Raw genomic sequence first — 20,060 nt, forward strand, 5'->3', positions numbered from 1 at the left:
CTCCCCTTACTCTATTGGTAAAAAGTTCCCTAACAACAAATCTTGATAATCACACCAAGAACCTTGATACTTCACGAAATATGTGGGCGTCAAATCAACCACCATATCAGCACTAGCATTATCAGACCATCGATACCCAATTGTTAAATCACTTAACTCATCAAGCTTCACACCTGACTGTTGCAACTGTTCTAACATGCTATCTGTCGTTGGCAATTGTGACGCTTGCCCATTGGCTGGTACTGGAATTTGCAAAGTATCTAAAGAAAAGTCAAGCCGTCTAGCCCCATTAGACTTTGTTTGAGCCTTAAAAGTTCCATAACAATTTTTAGCAATAATAGGATAGCTATTAATATAGCTACGATAAGTTACTGTTGCTGTCTTTGCATTATAATTATCATAGCGAATATCGTCTAAAGCCAAGCCTAAAGAACTCAACAAATCAAAATTAGCCTTTAAGTTATAATAAAGCGAACGTTTGCCGTCAAGATCTAGGCGTGATTCATTATAATTATCAAACGTTACTTCTCCGCTTTGATTATTAACAGTCAATTTTTTACCATTATCATCAGAATAAACTGTCACTTCTTTTTGCTCTCTAGTCGTAATCGAACTACTGTTACTTGTTCCTAATAGCCTTCCAATATAAACACCTGCATTTTCTTTATTGACTAAATAACTATATTTAGGCACACTGACCGGTTGAGGATAAGTGATAACATAGTTTGAACCTATTTTACGATAATCAATCTCTGTTTTCTTTACACGATTATCCTGTAACAATTGCGCAGCTTTGGTACTAGTTTTTTCTTTAGAAACCATCTGGTAAACTTGCCTTTTACTATCATTTAACAAATAAGCATGATACGGTGCTTTTAAGGATAAAACAATCCAATTAAAGTCGTATTTTGGCGTCTTTTTTTGTGCTTTTTTACGTGCAAAAAGTAGCGTTGAAACCCGATCAGGATAACGTAATACCACTGCATTTTTAAGCGTTAGATAGTGTAAATAATCCTTATCACTAGTAACTTTCATTTGCTTGAGCTTTTGTGCATTCCAATTTTTACCTAAGTCCTTGATATTACGAATTAAGTCGATTTTCTTGCTCGAAATCAAATAATGTTGCTCATTGGTTACATTATATAAAATGCTCGTTGGAAAATAAATATCGGTTATATCATAGCCATTATCCTGTCGAACCGTTGTTGAATCCTTTTGTTCATTAGTCACCGGTCTTTGAAACGTGGCTGGATTAATCCAGATTAAAGCCGAAAATAAAATACTGATTAGGATTGTTATCGTCAAGCAGATATGCAATAAATTTTGTCTAATCTTCTTCATTCCACAAATCCTCCTCATATTCTTCATACGGCAATGAAATATAAAAAGTCGACCCTTTGCCTTCAACACTATCAACCCAGATACGTCCATGATGAAGCTCAATAACTTCTTTAGAAATGGCCAATCCTAACCCAGTACCACCTTGGGCACGTGAACGGGCCTTATCTACTCTAAAGAAACGATCAAAAATTCGATTTACGTCTTTTTTAGGAATACCCAAGCCTTGATCGGTAATACTTAAAATCACATGGTTATGTGTTTCAAGTAAGCGACATGTAATTATTCCACCATCTGGAGAGTATTTGATTGCATTATTCATGATATTATCGACTACCTGAATGAATTTGTCAGTGTCAATTTCAACCCATAAATCACGCTTAGTAAAGTCGCGCTTAATCGTATAGTTTTTTTGTTCATGTTGTTGTTCATTTTCTTGATTAAGCATCATTTCAAAACGATCCAAGATATAATTAAACAACTCGTTTAAATTCACTAACTCTAAATCAAGTTTCACTCGACCTGAATCCATACGCGATAAGCTCAATAAATCGTTGATCATTCGAATCATACGGTCGGTTTCATCTTGAGTAACTTTCAAAAAGCTTGGCGCAACTTCAGGATCTTTCCATGCTCCATCATTTAACGCTTCAATATAACTGCGCATACTTGTCAAAGGCGTGCGTAACTCATGAGAAACATTAGACACGAATTGGCGTCTTTCGCGATCAATCTTTTCTTGCTCCGTAATATCATGCAAAACACAGACTAGCCCTGATAAATATCCATCTTCACCACGTTGAATCAATGAAAAATAAGCATTTAAAATCTGATTATGTTCAACATCGGATAAATCTAAAGTAATTTCATCTTGATTTTTTAACAAATCACGGATTGTATATTGATCACGCAAATTTAAAACATCTAAGATTGACTGACCTACAACTTGTTCAGCATCATCGATTTCCAATGCTTCACAAGCCATTTCATTAATAATCGTGATTCGGCCGGCACGATCGGTCGCAATCACCCCATCAGACATATGCGCTAACACCGAATCTAAGCGCCGTCTTTCCGATTCTGAAGATTCCTGGGCGTCTTTGACTCGAATAGACAAATTATTCACGGCCAAAGCCAATTGACCTAATTCATCGTTGCCATAGATGCGCACATGACCACTATAATCTCCACGAGCGATACGTTCGGTTTGCTTTTTCATCTCATCAATTGGCTGCGTAATTGTCCGTGAAATCATAATAGCCAAAATCATCCCAATAGCGGTCGCAAATAACGCAGCCGTCGCAAAAATTACTGTCACCGAATTAACCGAACTATACACGCTATCAAGATTTGCTTTCAGATAAACAACACCGATAATCGTATTGACATTACCCCCTGTTCCATACAAAGGCGTAATAGAAATATAATAACGCTTGTTATCTTCTCGACTATATGTCGTTTTAGCATACGCTTGCCCTGTATATAAGGCTTGTTTAATATCTGTGTTAGCCGTTTTTTGGCCGATTAACATCCGATTGCTAACATCGCTGTCGCCTCGAATATTTCCCTTGGCATCGACAACTTGAACTTGCGAGATATTTTCATTATTAACGTCTTCCAAAATTTCTTTAATCTTGGCATCAGCACGGTTTGTGTCTGAACTGCTCAAGCTAGTCGTTAACAAGTTATCAACATAAGAAGAAAGCTCTACTCTTTGTTTGAAACTCTTAAGATTATCACTTTTTACTCGTTGTACAAATACTGCTCCAACGATTTGAAAAGTAATCAATAACAGTAAAGCAAACACTAAGGCGATTTTAAAATGAATCGATTGAAAGAAATTGAGTTTTTTGTTTTCCATCGCTTTATTCCTTTATCAAATGTCTAATTAGAAAGACTGCCGCATCTCAAACGAAGCGGCAGCAACATCTTATTCAGCTTCAGGGTTGCGTAAGTAATACCCCACACCACGGCGCGTTACTAGCCATACTGGACGGCTTGGGTTGTCTTCGATTTTTTCACGCAACCGCCGGACAGTCACATCGACTGTTCGTACATCTCCAAAATAATCATAACCCCACACAGTTTGTAACAAATGTTCACGTGTCATCACTTGACCGATATGTTTAGCCAAATAATGCAATAATTCAAATTCACGATGCGTCAATTCAATTTTTTCATCGTTTCTAGAAATGGTATAAGATTCTGGATGAATCGTTAAATCACCGATAATAATATCGTTACTCTTTTCTTTTTCAGCAGATGAAGCCGCTACAAGCGTTGATTGACGCCGTAAATTGGCTTTGACACGTGCAACTAACTCACGATTTGAAAATGGCTTAGTCACGTAATCATCTGCGCCCATTTCAAGTCCTAAAACCTTATCGATTTCAGTGTCCTTAGCTGTCACCATAATAATTGGTGTATCCCGTGTCTTACGTACTTCACGTACTACATCTAATCCAGCAACCTTTGGCAACATCACGTCTAACAAAATTAAATCTGGTTCAACGGCTGCTACTTGTTCAAGTGCTTCCTTACCATCATAAGCTGTATAAACTTCATATCCTTCTTTATCCAAATTAAATTTAATAATATCTGAGATTGGTTTTTCATCATCGACAACTAGAATTTTTTTCATACCCAAAGTCTCCTTTGTTTCACTTTAACGCAAATACACTCCTTTTAATTATAAACTATATTTAACAAAGGAGCAAAAAACAATGCAACAAAAAAGCTCAGCTAACAAATCTTTGCTACCCAAGCTGTGAACTACTCACCACTTAGCTAAACCTAACGGTTCTTAACGCTTGAAGTGGGAGCTTCTTGGGAAGAGAGCATACTTGATAGCGTATTTCTTTACTAACAGCGGTGTCTCTTATTTACCAAGCTATCCCCGTAGTTCCTACGGTTCTTGATTATATCTAAGCTAACGCTTGTATTCTTAGACCTTCGGTCAGAATATTGATACTAGCATTGATATCTCGGTCGTGATGAGCATGACAAATAGGACAAGTCCATTCTCGAATTTCGAGAGATTTCTTGCCGTCTTGATGTCCGCACTCTGAACAAATTTGACTTGATGGAAACCATTTATCTATCTTAATGATTTTACGTCCATACCAGTCAGCTTTGTATTGTAATTTCGTTACAAAACTAGACCATGACACATCAGAAATACTTTTCGCTAGTTTATGATTACGCAACATACCTTTTGTGTTTAAGTCTTCAATACAGATAATATCGTGATTTTTGATAATTTCTGTACTCAACTTATTTAGAAAGTCGTTACGCTGATTCATTACTTTTTCATGTAGTCGTGCTACTTTTCGTTTTTGTTTTTGGTAGTTTTTGGCTTCAAAAAGATTGATGGCTTTCTTTTTAGCTAGTAATGCACGCCTTGACAGTTTACGTTGTTCACGTTTGAGTTTCTTTTCCATTTTTGACGTGAATCGATTATTATCAATTTTTTGACCGTTAGAAAGAATGGCAAAATCAGTCATACCAAGGTCAATTCCGATAGCAGAATTAGTTTTAGGAAGCTCAATTATTTCTTCTTTACACAATAAGGAAATATAATATTTACCACTTGAATGACGTGATATTGTGGCAGATTTAATCATTCCTTTAGGTTGTCTATGAAGCTTAATTTTGACTAAAGACTTCAACTTAGGAATTTTGATAAATTTATTATCAATCAAAGCTACTGTTCCTTTTTGATTATTAGTCGTATAACTTTGAACTGGATTCTTCTTACTTTTGAATCGAGGAAATCCAACGGATTTATCTCTAAAGAAATTCTTATATGCTTTATCTAAATTGAGCTGGGCATTAGCTAGAGCAAGGCTGTCCACTTCTTTCAAAAATGAAAATTCTTCCTTGTATTTAGCAGGCGTTGGAAATTTCATTTTTTTAGAAGGATTCTTTTTAGTTTCTTCATAAGCTTTCATCCGGTCATTAAGCATTAGATTGTAGACCTTACGGACACAACCAAAAGATTTAGCAAAGAAAATTTCTTGTTCTTCTGTTGGATATAATCTGAATTTATATGCTTTTAGTCGTTCCACAAGGTTCACCTGCTTTCTATTTATGATTGTTTCCTTGATTCTGAATGTATTTCTTTATAACGTCAATTGGTGCTCCACCCGTAGTCAAAAGACAGAAACTTTTAGACCAGAACATTTCTTTCCAAAGAAACTGTTTGACTCTTGGGAAGTCTCGTTTTATCAAACGTGAGCTGGCACTTTTATAAGCATTGATAAACTTTGTCAGCTCTGTTTTAGGTTGTGCTTTGAACATAATATGAACATAGTCTTTATCATGATTCCACTCAATTAGAGTAATATGATACGACTCTGCAATTCGTACAAAAGTTGTTTTAGCAAATTCAGATATTTCATCGTCAATCACCTGTCTACGGTATTTAGTTACTAGTACAAGATGATAATAGAGAAGAAACACTGAATGATTATTAGTATCTAGTTCCATGTTATATCAACTCACTTCTTATATAGACTGATTGTAACATAGGACAAAATAAAAAGGCAATATGCCTTGTATGTCGGTTTTCGAGTTACCAACGGTAACCCTCATACCGAACGGCATTCATCACCCACCTATAGAGGATGGGCGACTTCTGCCTAAATTAAGTTAAAATTTTAGTGCTTTAGTTTTATATCATCTTATATCTATTACTCAAATGTTTTAAGAACATCCCTAATTCAAACGAATAAATGTATGAGAATATAATCCCTAAAATCACAGATTCATAGCCATACACAAAAAAGCCTATACCTAAAATGAGAATATTTAATACCCTGATAGTTTTTTCTAACGGTAAATCACGATATTTGTTCAATATAAGAGCTATTACATCCATTCCAACAGTCGAAGAATTAGCCACTAAACAACAAAAATAACCAAATGCAACCAATATACTAGCAAGCAACATTGACACAATCGGCCCACAATCAAGGTTAAAATTATGATTAACAAAATAACTAAAAAATACAGCGTATACTATGCTACTCATTATTGATTTAACCAAGATTTCTTTGCCTAAAAATAATGTCACTAACACGAGCAATAAAAACATTATTACTACATTCATGATATCAATAGGTGCATTAAAAAAGCTAGATGTTATCAATGCAAGACTCGTAACTCCACCATTGATAATGTTATAGGGCACCATAAACTGCGCATACCCAAAACTCATCACGATATTACCTAAGATGATTACAAAAATATCCAAGAGATGCTTTTTAATTTGCATTTGTATTTGATACCTCTTCTTTTAAATCACCATCATCTTAACATAGATTTGCTATCTTGGATTAAGATTACTAAAAAAACTAGTATCTTGAATAGATACTAGTTTTTTTACATATTGATATGGTGCACTTTACCCCAGCACACAGATGGCTTTTTAATCAAACTGTTTATCTAAGTCCTTGATCTTATTGCCGATTTCTTTAACCAAATCCACTCGTTTATTGTATTCTTTAAGATCCATATCAATCAAAGAAAAACAACCGCGAACTTTTTCTTTAACCGGCATTTCAAGGTCTTTAGCCTTTTGCGTTAATGTCACATAGACCTTGCGTCCATCATGAATATCATGCTTACGCATCACCCATTCGTCTTTTTCCATCCGTTTTAATAACGGTGTTAAAGTTCCGGTATCTAGGCCTACTCTTGCTCCGATTTCTTTAATCATCAAAGGCTTCTTTTCTTCCCACAAGACCAACAAGGTAATATATTGCGGATAAGTCAAGCGAAACTCTTTTAAACTTTCAGTATAAAACTTGTTGTAGTATTTTTGCGCAGAGTAAATCGCAAAACACAATTCATCTTCTAAATGATTTGGAAAATGCTCCATCATGTTTAACACATCCTTTACTCGTAATGTCCATTAACCGGTTCAATCACCACATAACGATGTGGTTCTGTTCCACGTGAATATGTCTTAACGTGTGTATTGTCGGCTAATGCAAAATGAATTATCTTACGTTCATAAGCAGGCATCGGATCGAGTTGTTGTACTTTACCTTGGGCAATAGCATCTCGTCCAACCTTTTGAGCTAGATGTGTCAACGTTTCTGCACGTCGTTCACGATAATTAGCTACATCCAAGATAACACGTACACGTCTGCGAACACGCTTGTCTAAATAATCTTGTGCCAATAATTGCAATGCATTTAGCGTCTTGCCATGTTTACCAATCAATAAACCTTCTTGCTTGGTATCAAAATCATAGTATACTGTATGTTTTTCTGGAGTCACATCAATCGATGTTTCAACTCCCATTTTTTCTGTAATATCAGCTAAGTAATGCCCTAAGTCAATCAATGCTTGTTCAAATTCTTCTTGGCTTTCAAATCTTTTTTCTTCGACTTGCGGTGTTTCAACTACTTCCTTTGGTGCTTCTTGACTCGGTGTTTTTACAGGTTCTTCTTGCACAGAAGCTTGCTTGATAACTTGTAACTCAACTATAGCATCTTGCTTACCAATACCTAAAAAACCTTTCTTAGCATCTTGAATTACTTTGATTTCAACCTGATCTTTGGTAACTCCTAATTCTTTTAAGCCTACTTCGATTGCCTCTTCAATCGTTTGCGCAGTATATTCCATTTAATAACACTCCTTTCCATGCAAGACAGGCAAAATATTGCCTCAAACATATAATAGTTCACCTATCAGTATATCACAATATGAAACTTGATTTTTCAAAAATTTCAATCGTTTCCTTCACCAATCGTTTTTTATCGCCTTTCTTCTTTAAAAAAATAGCGTACAATCAATCTTTTGAGAACGTTTTAAGTTTTAAATTATTTTTATTCTAGTAGTATTAAGAATTATTTTTTGCTATGATTTAGTCAAGATAGGGAAAATTTACACCCCAAATTAATTTAAAGTGAGGTCTTTTATTATGAGTCTGATCGATACTTATGAATTATCTAACGGCAGCAAAATTCCTGTCGTTGGTTTTGGAACTTGGCAAACACCATCTGGAGCGGTTGCTAATTTTGCTACTAAGGCTGCTTTAGCTTCTGGCTATCGTCATATTGATACCGCTGAAATGTATGGTAATGAAGCTAGCATTGGTGAAGCCCTCAAAGAATGTGGTATTTCCCGCCACTCCGTCTTTATCACTAGCAAATTAAACAACAACGCACACAACTATGAAGCTGCCAGTACTGCCATCGAACAATCTTTAAAAGACCTCAAGACGGATTATCTTGACTTATTTTTGATTCATTGGCCTAATCCAAAGCCTTTCCGTGATGAAAACTGGGAAAAACATCTACAAGAAACTTGGAAGGCACTTGAAGATGCTTATCAAGCAGGCAAACTAAAAGCGATTGGTGTTTCAAACTTCAAACCTAAACACTTTGCTGTTTTAGAACAAACCCAACGTATCGTGCCAATGGTCAATCAAATTCGTCTCTGCCCAGGAGATCATGATGAAGAAACGATTGCTTATTGTCGTCAACACAACATCTTATTAGAAGCCTACAGCCCTCTTGGCACTGGTAAAATCTTTAGCGATGAAACCATGCAAGCTATCGCTAACGAAACGGGGCGCTCGATTGCTCAAGTCTGCATTCGTTGGTCTTTACAACATGGCTTTTTACCTCTTCCAAAATCCGTTCATGAAGAACGTATTGAAGAAAACACCCGTGTCTTTGATTTTGAATTGACCCCTGAACAAATGGCGCGTATCGACGCTTTAGACGGTGTCGTTGGTTACGCAACCGATCCAGATACAGCCGAATTTTAAAATCAAAAATGCATCGACTAAGTTTTAGCCGATGCATTTTTTTATTGTTCACCGTTTAGTTGTAACAACAAACCATAAAGTGCGCCGTATAAGTTGGCATCATTTTGGAAATGAGCTTGCACGATTTGTGGAGAAGTCAACACTTCAGTAAACATTCCTAATTCAGATTTTAACTTAAGATATTGTTCATTAATGGTTTTAACCACGATTGGTTGTGCACTGATACCACCACCAATCGCAAATTTTTGTAAATCAATAACTGCTTGAATATTAAAGATAATCATCGCTATTTCACGGCAGTAACTTTCAAAAATTTCCCATGCTTGTCCTTGTTTAGCATTAATCGCTTCAAAGGCCGCCAAACCATCTTTAAGATTACTATTTCCAAGAGCTTTATTGACTCTTGTAATCATTTGTACGGCTGAACCTAAGGAGCCTTCCATGGCAATTTTACCATCTTGATCGGTCCCGTTTAACAAGAAACTCAATTCACCTGCTTGAAAATGTGTTCCACGTACAAGGTGCCCACTGACGATGATTCCACCGCCAACACCAGTTCCTAAAACAACTGCCGCACAATTGTTAACATCTTTAAGATTGCCTAACCACATCTCTGCCAGGGCAGCCGCTTTACCATCATTTTCGATGCCTACAGGAATATTATATCTATCCTCAATCAATTCTTTCATACATGCTTTATGCAAGAATTGCAATGCCCCACCATAATAAATCGTCTTTGTATGTACATCAATCTTACCAGGTGCACTAAATGCGATTCCTTTGACCCTATCTTTATATTGTTCAACGATTTGATAGATGGCTTTCATAAATGTCTGTAAATCCGCTGTTGGGGTGCTAACTTTATCTTTTTCAACAATATTACCCGCTGTATCTAACAATGCATATTTAATATTAGTCCCGCCAATATCAATACTCAAATACTGTTTCATAATTAACTTACCTCACTTTAAAATTAACCGCTTTCTTGTCTTTTAGTATACGTTTTCTAACCGCGCATAAAATGTGCTATACTGATATTTATAGGACAATTATGCTAGAAAGGAATTATTTTTATGCAAGCTCTTCTTAATCTTTTCTATGAAACGACCGCCACACCAGTTTATTGGGTGGACATTAAGAAAAACTTACTTTGTTATTTACCTAAAAATCCATTAAACACCTTGCCTAAGCCCCTTTTAGAGCAACTTTTGACACTTGATTACCATCAACATTGTGCCTTAATGATCCTAAAGCAAACCTATTATGGCATCATCTTTTCGCCTACTAAAGGTTACTTTATTTTTAAAAAGCCGTTTGAATTAGTCAACAACACCTTAAATACACAGTTTAAAATGTTATATTACCTAATATTTAATGAATTCTTAGAGCCTTTCCCACACTGTTTAGATGCTAAACCACTAAAAGACACTACCTCACCTTCCCAGCCTCATAAAACTAATCAAGCTGAACAGTGGCTTTTAAATTCGATTACCTTAGGACTGCCCTTAGAATTCAAGCGCCGGCATCAGCAATTTTGGTATAGTTATGGGCATCTAGGTGTCTTAGATACGCAAAGTAATCTTCGAAGTCAAAAAAATTTAGCCATTGCTTGGATTACTTTGGCAACACGTGCAGCTATTAAAGGTGGTATGCCTGGTGAACAAGCCTATCATTTAAGCGATCAACTCATTCAACAGTTAGAAAAACAAAGATGTTTAGTCTTAGAAACCTTTAATCAAAATGCGGGTGAACTCTTTGCTCAAGCCGTTAATGACAGTAAGCTACAAGCTGTTAGTGCCGATATTTTAGAAGTCTGTGTCTATTTGCAAGAAAACTATGCTAAACCACTAAATTTGCCTAGTTTGGCTCAAAAGTTGGACTTAAGTGTCGGCTATCTTCAGCATAAATTCAAAGCACAAACCAAGCAAAGCATCACAACTTACTTGTGTTTGCAACGTATTAACAAAGCTAAAGAACTGTTAACTTACACTTCACTTTCACTCACCCAAATCGCCAACCAGTGTGGCTTTGAAGATGTCAGTTATTTTGGTAGGGTCTTTAAAAAATATACTCATAGCACTCCACTCAAATGGCGCCAGACAATACATTAAAACATTTATGAATAAACATTCAAAAAATATGTACATTTGACCGAATGAATGGTATAGTTTAAGAATAATTAATCTAAAATATGCAAGGTGACCAATATGATAGATGAACAAAAAATTCAAATTCTCGCAAACTTTATCAAGATTAAAACCGTCAACGACAACGAAGCTCAATTAGCCGACTACATCAGCGAACTTTTTAGTCCTTATCAACCCAAAGTTGAAATTGAACGCCTCAGCTTTGCACCAGGTCGTGACAATTTAGTTGTTACCATGGGGCCTAAAGACAAACCAATCCTTGGCTTATCTGGCCACATGGATGTCGTAGCTATCGGTGACGAAAGTGATTGGAACAGTGATCCTTTCACTGCAACCATTAAAGACGGTTGCCTTTATGGTCGAGGCGCTGCCGATATGAAGAGTGGTTTAGCTGCCTTAGTCGTGGCTATGCTTGAATTGCTTGAACAAGACCAAGTCGATAACTTGCCTGTTCAACTGCGCTTATTAGCATCTGTTGGTGAAGAAACTGGCGAATATGGTGCTGCTCAATTAACTAAAGCCGGTTATGCCGATGATTTGGTGGGCTTAATCATTGCTGAACCAACTGATAACCTAACTAAAATCGTCTACACTGGCAAAGGCGTTATCGATTATAAAGTCACTTCAAGTGGTAAATCCGTCCATAGTTCAACGCCTGAATTAGGAATCAATGCCATCACCAATTTATTTGAGTTTTGCCAACAAGCTACGCAAAAATTAGCGCAACTCGATCAAATCAACCCAGTTCTTGGCAAATTAACGCACAGTATCACGATTTTTAACGGGGGCTTGCAAGTTAACAGTATCCCGGCCAAAGCTGAAATGATGGGCAACATTCGCACGATTCCTGAACATGCTAATAATCAAGTCTATCAAATTCTTAATCAAATCGTTGCTGACTTAAACACTAAACCAGGCTTTGATCTTAAGATTGAATACATTTATCCAGAAGAACCGATCCCTGGTTCACCAGACTCATTATTGGTGCAAAAGGTGCAATCTTGCTATGAAGAAATGTTTGGCCATTACGCTACATTATCCGGTAGCACCGGCGCTAATGATGGCTCGGAATATCTGCAAGCTAAAGGTGATTTTAACAGTATTAACATCGGCCCTGGTTCAGAAACAGGGCATCAAGCCAATGAATATGTCCAATTAGACAAATATCTTGCGGCTATCAAACTTTACCAAAAGATTGCCTTAGAATTTTAAAAAAGAGACTCGTCTCGCTTGAGATGAGTCTCTTTTTGTTTGCTAGTCTCTTTTCATGTACAACAACGGATAAGGATTACCTTGTTCGTCTAATGGTGTCCTTTGATAGACGCTAAAGCCCATCCGTTCGTAAAAGTTGCGGGCCTGGGGATTTTGTTCGTTGACCGTCAACTTGGTTAGTGTATACTTGGTGAGGCCATATTCTAACAGTTGTCTGCCGATGCCTTGTCCGCGTTTGTCTTTGGCGACAAAAAGCATCTCTAGCGTGTGCTCAGCAATGCCCATGAAGCCTAACAGACGGTCGCTAGCATCTAGTGCAACGACCAACACAGGAACATTTTGCAAGGCTTGCGGCACATATTGTTTAATCTGGTGTACCTCATCTTCCGTCAAAAACGTATGGGTGGCTTTGACGGAGCCCTCCCAAAGCGCTAACAGTTGGGCGACGAGGGCTGGCTTTCTTGTTTGAACTTCTATAATTTTCATTTTTCCTCCTGTAACTTGCGCTTTTTTAGTAGCTAACAGCGGTTTTGACCTCTAAAAACTTAAACTTTGTTTGGATTGGTTGCCAACTTTGGCGAATCACTAGTGTTGGGCGTTTCTTTTGTAAAGGCAAAGTCGTTTGATTAAGCTGATTATACAGATAGCTAAAACAATTTTGGGCTTGTGTCTTTAGATCCATGTCAACTGAAGTTATATCTAACAAATGCGAACTTGTTGTGTTATCCAAACTAATAATATCTAGCTGCGGTTGTTTTAGTTTTTGCCAGCGATAATGAAATTCACATGCCAATTTATCCATGTAAAAAAAGACGGTATCAAAGCCTTCTTGTGCGGTTGCAATGAGTTTTGCAACATCAGTTTCAAAGCAATTTTGGGCCACTAATCCATGTTTTTTCAAAGCTGTAATTGCCCTAAGAGCCGACTTAGTATTTTCTGTACGCCGCCGATTTAACACAAATAAAACACGCTTTTTTTGTGCTAAAAGCTCTTGGCCTAATTCTAGATAAACCTGGTAGTGATCAATATAAGAAGAATAAATCTGCTTTGAATCAATCCGATGCCACGTCGCTAGCGGGCCATATTGTTGATAAGCCAAGATCGTGGGCCAATCGTTGCTGCGCGTGAGGATAAAAAAGGCATCGACTTGTTTATACTTTAAAAAATCTAGATAGTCTAGCTCACGTTTTTTATCGGCTTGACAAGAATACAAGATGACCTCATAACCAAAACTTTCAGCAATCGTGATAAAGTGCTCTAAAAAACTAGCCGCACCTTTGATCGAACCATTAACGATAAAACCAATTGTCTTAGTTTGACTCTTGCGAAAATTACGTGCTAAAAAATTAGGAACATAATTTAATTCACGTACGGCTTCTTGCACTTTTCGCGTAGCTTCTTGACTAGCATACCCTTGACCACTTAAAACACGTGAGACGGTCGACTTAGAAACACCGGCTTTTTTAGCAACATCGATAATTGTTGGCATTTTTTATTCTCCTTGCTTGACATGGGAATATTCCCACAGTTTACACTAAGTATATCACAACGCTTACAAAAAGAAATGGAGGTCTTTTAATGACACGTGAAGCATTGAAGTTAGTTACTATTGGCGGTGGTTCAAGTTATACCCCCGAATTGATCGAAGGTTACATCAAACGTAAAGACGAACTACCTATCAAAGAAATTTGGTTAGTTGATATTGAAGCTGGTAAGGAAAAACTTGAAATCGTTGGAGCCATGGCTAAACGGATGGTCAAAGCAGCCGGTTTAGATTGGCAAGTGCACCTTACCTTAGATCGACGCCAAGCACTCAAAGATGCTGATTTTGTCTCCACCCAATTTCGGGTAGGTTTGCTAAATGCCCGCATCAAAGACGAACGCATCCCGCTTTCTTATGGTATGTTAGGTCAAGAAACCAACGGGGCTGGCGGTATGTTTAAGGCCTTTAGAACGATTCCGGTTATCTTAGATATCGTCAAAGATATGAAAGAACTCTGTCCTAATGCATGGTTAATCAATTTCACCAATCCAAGTGGCATGGTCACAGAAGCTATCAAGACTTATGGCAAATGGGATAAAGTAATCGGCTTATGTAACGTACCGGTCAACGCAATGATGAAAGAACCCGAATTAATCGGCAAGACCTTAGATCAATTAACTTATCGCTTCGCTGGGATTGACCACTTCCATTGGCATCGGGTCTTTGATGAGACTGGCAAAGAAGTTACGCTAGACATTATCGATGCTATGCAAAATAATGATGCTGGTTTGCCTAAAAATATTTTTGACGTTAAATTCTTTAGCGAACAACTTCACCAAATGAAGATGATCCCTTGCGGCTATCATCGCTACTACTATCGTGAAGAAGAAATGTTAAATCACAGCTTAGAAGAATATTCTGGCGTGGGCACCCGTGCACAACAAGTTAAACGTATTGAAGATGAATTATTTGAACTTTACAAAGATGAACATCTCGACTACAAACCAAAACAACTCTCTGAACGTGGCGGAGCATATTACTCTGATGCTGCTTGCGAGGCAATGGCTTCAATTTATAACGACAAGAAGACTCACATGGTCGTTTCAACCTTAAATAACGGTACTTTACCTGATTTACCAGCCGATCATGTTGTCGAAGTCTCTGCGCAAATCGGTGCTTGCGGGGCTATTCCATTTACATTTGGGCCTTTACATCCAGCACAACGTGGTTGGTTGCAAATGATGAAAAACATGGAACTTTGCACCGTTGAAGCGGCCGTTACCGGCGATTATGGATTAGCTTTACAAGCCTTCACCATGAATCCGATGGTTAAATCTGGCGCTACTGCTAAACGCATCTTAGACGAATTATTGATTGCGCATGAAAAACACCTACCTCAATTTGCAACTAAGATTGCCGAATTAAAAGCTGCTGGCGTAACGGTCAAAGACCCTATTGCTGCTAAATTAGACTAGTTTTATCAAAATAGAAATTGCACTTACTCGTGTAATTTCTATTTTTTTGACCCTTAATTTGTATTAGAATAGACAAAGTAAATACTGTCTAGGAGGAAAATGCATGAGTTTTGTCAAAAAAGATAACTATCGATTTTATAATCCTGTAAGGCGCGCTATCTTAAGTTATGAAATGATTAAACCTGGTGAAAAAATCGCCATTGGCATGTCGGGTGGAAAAGATAGCACTACCCTTTTATACTTACTTGATACCATCAAAAAACAACGGCGTTTAGGCTTTGATTTTGAAATTTGTCCCATTAGCCTAGATATGGGCATGGAAATGGATTTAACGCCACTTAAAGAATTTTGTCAACAACTTGGCTATGAATTAATCGTCGTCCCAACTAATATCGCCAAAATTGTCTTTGATATTCGTCAAGAAAAAAATCCGTGTTCCTTATGTGCTAAATTACGACGAGGAACATTATATAATACTACCAAACAATTAGGTTGCCAAAAAGTTGCCTTAGGTCATCACCTTGATGATGCTATCGAAACGTATTTGATGAACTTTTTATTTCATGGTGAGCTGGCTAGTTTTGAACCAATCACTTATCTGACACGTAGCGAAGTGTCGATTATCCGCCCTTTAATCTATATCGAAGAAAAAGAAATCGAATCACTTGTTTCACGTGAAACTTTACCCGTCATTTTTAATCCCTGCCCGGTCGATAAGAAAACCAAGCGTGAAGAAATCAAAAAATTAGTCAGCCAGTTAAGTCAAAGTTATCCAGATATTCGCCAAAAATTCATCCAGGGTATTCAAGAAACAACACCAAAACAACTCTGGGGCGAAAAACTTTTGCATCCTGAATTTTTAAGACACTAGGCAGATACTTTGGGTTTCTAACTTAGAAGTGTTATACTCAAGATGTACCAAAAAATAATACAAAGAAGGTTATCCGCATGAAATATGAAAAGATAGTCAATCAAATCGCCGAAACAATCGTTAAATTGGATGATGATTTAGCTCAAATCGATGCTGCTAGTGAACCTAAAGACAAGATGCATGAAATGAAAAAATGGTTTGCCGAAAAAAAGGCAATTCATGAAGTTAAACGTTTATTACATGAAGTTTCAAAATATGAAAAATATGATGAAAAAGAACTTGAAAAAATGACTGCTTTCTTGAAATCATTTGAATAAGTTTTGCTATCGAAACTAACGTTATGCCCAGATGCATAACGTTTTTTTATTAACCCCCTGGAATTTCACAGATAACCATTAAAATTACGTACAAATAATGGTATAATGCTTATAAGCTCTGATTTTTTGAGCACACTACTAAAAAGTGTTATTTCGATAATGTAAGGATGTGAAAAATGCAAATGCAACCCAATGTTTTAATCAGTCAAGACTTATCATGTATGGGACAAGTTTCATTAGGCGTCGCACTACCCTTGCTAGGTGCTTGTGGGCTACAACCCAACGTCTTACCTACCGCCCTTTTATCAACACACACCGGTGGTTTTGGAGCTAACACACACCTTGATTTAGCTCCTGAAATGATTAAGATTCTCCAACATTGGCGTCAGCTAGACACTAAATTTGATGCGGTCTATCTGGGATATTTAGGAGCGCACCCTTTAGCTGTTTTGCTACAGCATTTGCAATCTGTTTGTCAAAAGGACTGCTTGTTTTTAGTCGATCCAGTTATGGGTGATCATGGTAAATTATACCGTGGTTTTGATAAAAGCTACGTTGCTCAGATGCAACAACTTGTGCAAAAAGCTTCGATTGTAACACCTAATTTAACTGAAGCCAAATTATTACTGGGAATGGCTTTAAAACCAACTACTTCTCCAGTTACTTTATCTGAAGCTCATCAAGTTGCTCAACAACTCGCAACTCAGTTTGAAATTCCATACGTTATTTTAACAGGGTTAGACTTGACCGCACACCAAATTGGTGTCGTTGGTTATCAACTTGCAGATAAAACAAACTGGGATATTGTCCAACCAAAATTACCTGGGAATTTTTTTGGAACGGGCGATTTATTTGCAAGTGTCCTTTTAGCTGGGATTTTAAAAGGATACCAAGTTAAGCCAGTCGCTCAAATTGCGATGAATTTCATCAGTCAAGCAATCCAACAAACACCTAAAGAACATGACTTACGTTATGGCGTTAATTACGCTACAGCAATACAAACTTTACTTAGTAGTTTAGAAAATAAGAAAGGATAAAGCATCATGCGTGACCAACAAAATACTTTTCGAGCTTTGATTTTAACTGGTCTTTTTGCAGCGATTATTTATATCGGAGTTTGGACTTTACGAATTCCTATTCCAGCGATGGTCGGGCGCCCGTTCATCCACTTTGGAAATACTTTAACCGCTGTTGCAATCTTATTTTTAGGCCTTCGAAATGGAATGTTAGCCGGAATTATTGGCTTAGGTGGCTTTGATATCTTAAATGGCTATGCTGCAACATCGTGGCTGACGATGCTTGAAGTCGTAGTTGTGGCTTTGATAATTTCCGGACTTTTCAAGATGCTCAAATACAACGACAGTAAAAGAAATATCATCTTATTAGCTATTGTTGCTGGGGTAACAAAGATTTTCACTTCTTATTTTACCTCGATTATCGAAGCCTTAATGGCTGGGACATTATTAAAAACAGCCTTAGTTGCATCGTTTTTAAGTTTGCCTGCAACAGTCATTAATTCTATTTCTACTGCGATTTGTACACCGATTCTTTATTTCTTTGTCAAATCCGTGTTTAATACCGTTCAAAAACGTCAGAGATAAAATTAAACAATTAAATCATCCTACAAATATTGTGGCTTATTAAGTCGCAATATTTTTTTTGTAAATCTCTTGCTTTTTGAGCTAAAAACTGGCATAATAATTTAAGTATTCTGGGTGGTTAGCTCAGCTGGCAGAGCAACGGACTCTTAATCCGTGGGTCCAGGGTTCGATCCCCTGACCACCCATTTTAACCATATTATGTAATTTTAATATCACATACACTCCTATGCTCGGTTAATCACCGAGCATTTTTTTGCCTCTTTGCCATATCAAACTGATGCAGTAGTCACCAAAAATTAAAATTATTGATTTTAAAACTCTCTTTACTGTTTTTCCAGTAAGGAGGGTTTTTGTTTTGTCTTTAAAGCTAGTTGAGCTCACACAGCGTACAAAACAAAAAAAGTTTCGCAAACTTAGTTATCTAAACTTGCGAAACTTCTAAAAGCTTTATATATTTTATTGTTTAGCGGCTAATTCTTTGGCCTTAGCTTGTTCTTCTTTGTAAAGTTTACCATCGTAAAACTTGAAGAATGGATAATAAATTAAGGTTGCTACTACAGCAGTTACCACGCCTAAAACAGCTCCACGCCAGTCACCACCAGTTCCGATAAAACCAGAAATCCCGATTGGTGTTGGCCATGGCACTTGCGCAATTACGGCATGAACCATATGCAACTTAATCGCAAAATAACCGATTGAAGCAGCTGCCATTGGGGCTAAGAAGAATGGAATCGCCATATAAGCATTGTAAACCATTGGCAAACCAAAGACGATTGGTTCATTAATGTTAAAGAATGATGGTACTAAAGCAGCCCGACTTAAAGCCTTCAATTGTGCTGATTTAGCAAACAAGGTCATTGTCAACACTAAACCTAAAGTTGCACCAGAACCCCCGATAGTAACAAACATGTTGTTAAATTCACCAGCAAATGGAATATTTGCACCATGAGCATTAGCTTGCATGTTGGACAATACGATTGGGGTTAAGAATGAAGTTACGATGTTAGCACCATGAATACCGACAATCCATAGGGCATGAATCAAGAAGTAAATCACCATTAAACCTAACCACGTATTAGTCAAGTTAGTAACAAAACTAAATGGAATAGCAATCATATTAAAGATATCTGTGCCTAAAGCTACTAAAGTCCCATTAATTGCTAAAACAACGATAGATAAAAGAGCTGTTGGAATCAATGCTGTAAATGAGCGTGAAACCCCTGCAGGTACAGTTGGAGGCATCTTGATAACCCAGTTATTTTTAACACATAGACAGTATAATTTAACTGCGATAATCGACATGATGATCGCCGTAAAGATCCCACTTGTACCTAAACGTTGAATAATTGTGTCCATCCGATAACCGTGAATAACTGTTTCACTCTTATTAATAGATTCAAGTAAGCTCATCGTGCCACCTTTAATAACGAATTCAGGTAAACACATGAAAAAGGCAAACATTGAAAGTAAAGCACCGTTTAATGGGTTAACATCGATTTTTTCTTCTTGAGCTTGAATCGAGGTGTATTCATAACCAAACACCAACCCAAAGTATAAAGCCAAAATCCCCATCGTGCTGACGTTAGCAACCATGTAAAGATCGCTAATTTTGAAAAACGTTGCTTCAAAGAAGTTTTCTAAAACTGGAAAAGCTTGGGGCAAAACATTTAATACCAAAAACATCGAACCAACGATCGTAAATGGAATCGACGCCATCCCGGCTGCCATAACGGCACGCACAATGCGAAATTGGGAGAGCTTACCCATTGGACCCATCAAATATTTTTCTAAAAACTGAAATGCTTTATTATTTCCATTATCCATAACTCAAAA

The 20,060-nt window shown here is 37.1% G+C and carries 20 protein-coding genes and 1 tRNA gene; 9 read left to right on the plus strand and 12 right to left on the minus strand.

Going from position 1 to position 20,060, the window contains the following annotated elements:
• Nucleotides 1–6: 6 nt before the first annotated feature.
• From yycH to jag, 8 genes are all read right to left on the minus strand, one after another.
• A complete protein-coding gene (yycH, locus tag QM017_RS08570; RefSeq protein ID WP_282709497.1) occupies nt 7–1,341 on the minus strand; it encodes a two-component system activity regulator YycH in 1,335 nt (444 codons plus the stop codon).
• On the minus strand, nt 1,328–3,199 hold the full coding sequence (walK, locus tag QM017_RS08575) for a cell wall metabolism sensor histidine kinase WalK (protein WP_282709498.1): 1,872 nt from the start codon (nt 3,197–3,199) through the stop codon (nt 1,328–1,330). The genes yycH and walK overlap by 14 nt, the downstream gene beginning before the upstream one ends.
• A 69-nt stretch (nt 3,200–3,268) precedes the next feature.
• Complete coding sequence (gene yycF / locus QM017_RS08580; RefSeq protein ID WP_178195299.1) at nt 3,269–3,979, minus strand: response regulator YycF; 711 nt, start codon at nt 3,977–3,979, stop codon at nt 3,269–3,271.
• A gap of 283 nt (nt 3,980–4,262) precedes the next feature.
• Nucleotides 4,263–5,405, minus strand: a complete 1,143-nt coding sequence (tnpB, locus tag QM017_RS08585) for an IS200/IS605 family element RNA-guided endonuclease TnpB (protein ID WP_282709499.1) — start codon at nt 5,403–5,405, stop codon at nt 4,263–4,265.
• A 16-nt stretch (nt 5,406–5,421) separates the two neighbouring features.
• Nucleotides 5,422–5,826 (minus strand): IS200/IS605 family transposase, encoded by a 405-nt coding sequence (gene tnpA, locus QM017_RS08590; RefSeq protein WP_282709368.1) that lies wholly within the window; start codon nt 5,824–5,826, stop codon nt 5,422–5,424.
• A gap of 184 nt (nt 5,827–6,010) precedes the next feature.
• Nucleotides 6,011–6,613: a YitT family protein gene (locus QM017_RS08595; protein WP_282709500.1), complete on the minus strand. Its 603-nt coding sequence runs from the start codon at nt 6,611–6,613 to the stop codon at nt 6,011–6,013.
• A 153-nt stretch (nt 6,614–6,766) separates the two neighbouring features.
• Entirely contained in the window at nt 6,767–7,222 is a 456-nt protein-coding gene (locus QM017_RS08600; RefSeq protein WP_282709501.1) for a MarR family transcriptional regulator, read from the minus strand.
• A gap of 14 nt (nt 7,223–7,236) precedes the next feature.
• Nucleotides 7,237–7,971 (minus strand): RNA-binding cell elongation regulator Jag/EloR, encoded by a 735-nt coding sequence (jag, locus tag QM017_RS08605; protein WP_282709502.1) that lies wholly within the window; start codon nt 7,969–7,971, stop codon nt 7,237–7,239.
• A gap of 298 nt (nt 7,972–8,269) precedes the next feature.
• Here jag and QM017_RS08610 point away from each other — a divergent pair, with 298 nt between their 5' ends.
• On the plus strand, nt 8,270–9,121 hold the full coding sequence (locus QM017_RS08610; RefSeq protein ID WP_178195291.1) for an aldo/keto reductase: 852 nt from the start codon (nt 8,270–8,272) through the stop codon (nt 9,119–9,121).
• Between the two features lie 41 nt (nt 9,122–9,162).
• Here the strand turns inward: QM017_RS08610 and QM017_RS08615 are convergent, their stop codons facing one another.
• Nucleotides 9,163–10,071, minus strand: a complete 909-nt coding sequence (locus tag QM017_RS08615) for an ROK family protein (protein ID WP_282709503.1) — start codon at nt 10,069–10,071, stop codon at nt 9,163–9,165.
• A gap of 123 nt (nt 10,072–10,194) precedes the next feature.
• Between QM017_RS08615 and QM017_RS08620 the strand changes: the two genes are divergently transcribed.
• A complete protein-coding gene (locus QM017_RS08620) occupies nt 10,195–11,232 on the plus strand; it encodes an AraC family transcriptional regulator (protein WP_282709504.1) in 1,038 nt (345 codons plus the stop codon).
• 96 nt (nt 11,233–11,328) lie between these two features.
• Nucleotides 11,329–12,480 (plus strand): ArgE/DapE family deacylase, encoded by a 1,152-nt coding sequence (locus QM017_RS08625; protein ID WP_282709505.1) that lies wholly within the window; start codon nt 11,329–11,331, stop codon nt 12,478–12,480.
• A 42-nt stretch (nt 12,481–12,522) separates the two neighbouring features.
• Here QM017_RS08625 and QM017_RS08630 read toward each other — a convergent pair whose 3' ends face one another.
• Together QM017_RS08630 and QM017_RS08635 are read right to left on the minus strand one after the other, a co-directional pair.
• The gene (locus tag QM017_RS08630) at nt 12,523–12,966 is read right to left on the minus strand and encodes a GNAT family N-acetyltransferase (protein WP_282709506.1); all 444 of its coding nucleotides are present in this window, start codon (nt 12,964–12,966) and stop codon (nt 12,523–12,525) included.
• Between the two features lie 25 nt (nt 12,967–12,991).
• On the minus strand, nt 12,992–13,969 hold the full coding sequence (locus tag QM017_RS08635) for a LacI family DNA-binding transcriptional regulator (RefSeq protein WP_282709507.1): 978 nt from the start codon (nt 13,967–13,969) through the stop codon (nt 12,992–12,994).
• An 89-nt stretch (nt 13,970–14,058) separates the two neighbouring features.
• Here QM017_RS08635 and QM017_RS08640 point away from each other — a divergent pair, with 89 nt between their 5' ends.
• From QM017_RS08640 to QM017_RS08665, 6 genes are all read left to right on the plus strand, one after another.
• Nucleotides 14,059–15,438, plus strand: coding sequence for a 6-phospho-beta-glucosidase (locus QM017_RS08640; RefSeq protein ID WP_178195279.1), 1,380 nt, complete (start codon nt 14,059–14,061; stop codon nt 15,436–15,438).
• Between the two features lie 103 nt (nt 15,439–15,541).
• Nucleotides 15,542–16,309: an adenine nucleotide alpha hydrolase family protein gene (locus QM017_RS08645; RefSeq protein WP_178195277.1), complete on the plus strand. Its 768-nt coding sequence runs from the start codon at nt 15,542–15,544 to the stop codon at nt 16,307–16,309.
• 77 nt (nt 16,310–16,386) lie between these two features.
• Nucleotides 16,387–16,626 (plus strand): hypothetical protein, encoded by a 240-nt coding sequence (locus QM017_RS08650; protein WP_282709508.1) that lies wholly within the window; start codon nt 16,387–16,389, stop codon nt 16,624–16,626.
• A 182-nt stretch (nt 16,627–16,808) separates the two neighbouring features.
• Nucleotides 16,809–17,663 carry a pyridoxamine kinase gene (locus QM017_RS08655; RefSeq protein WP_178195353.1) on the plus strand — a complete coding sequence of 285 codons (855 nt, stop codon included), beginning with the start codon at nt 16,809–16,811 and terminating at the stop codon, nt 17,661–17,663.
• Nucleotides 17,664–17,669: 6 nt separating this feature from the next.
• Nucleotides 17,670–18,227 (plus strand): ECF transporter S component, encoded by a 558-nt coding sequence (locus QM017_RS08660; RefSeq protein ID WP_178195273.1) that lies wholly within the window; start codon nt 17,670–17,672, stop codon nt 18,225–18,227.
• A gap of 112 nt (nt 18,228–18,339) precedes the next feature.
• A tRNA-Lys gene (locus QM017_RS08665) sits at nt 18,340–18,412 on the plus strand.
• 271 nt (nt 18,413–18,683) lie between these two features.
• On the opposite strand, the gene celB is transcribed toward QM017_RS08665, so the two are convergent.
• Nucleotides 18,684–20,051: a PTS cellobiose transporter subunit IIC gene (gene celB / locus QM017_RS08670; RefSeq protein WP_178195271.1), complete on the minus strand. Its 1,368-nt coding sequence runs from the start codon at nt 20,049–20,051 to the stop codon at nt 18,684–18,686.
• Nucleotides 20,052–20,060 lie beyond the last annotated feature (9 nt).

The organism is Ligilactobacillus sp. Marseille-Q7487, from assembly GCF_949152225.1.
In the GTDB taxonomy this organism is placed as follows: Bacteria; Bacillota; Bacilli; order Lactobacillales; family Lactobacillaceae; genus Ligilactobacillus.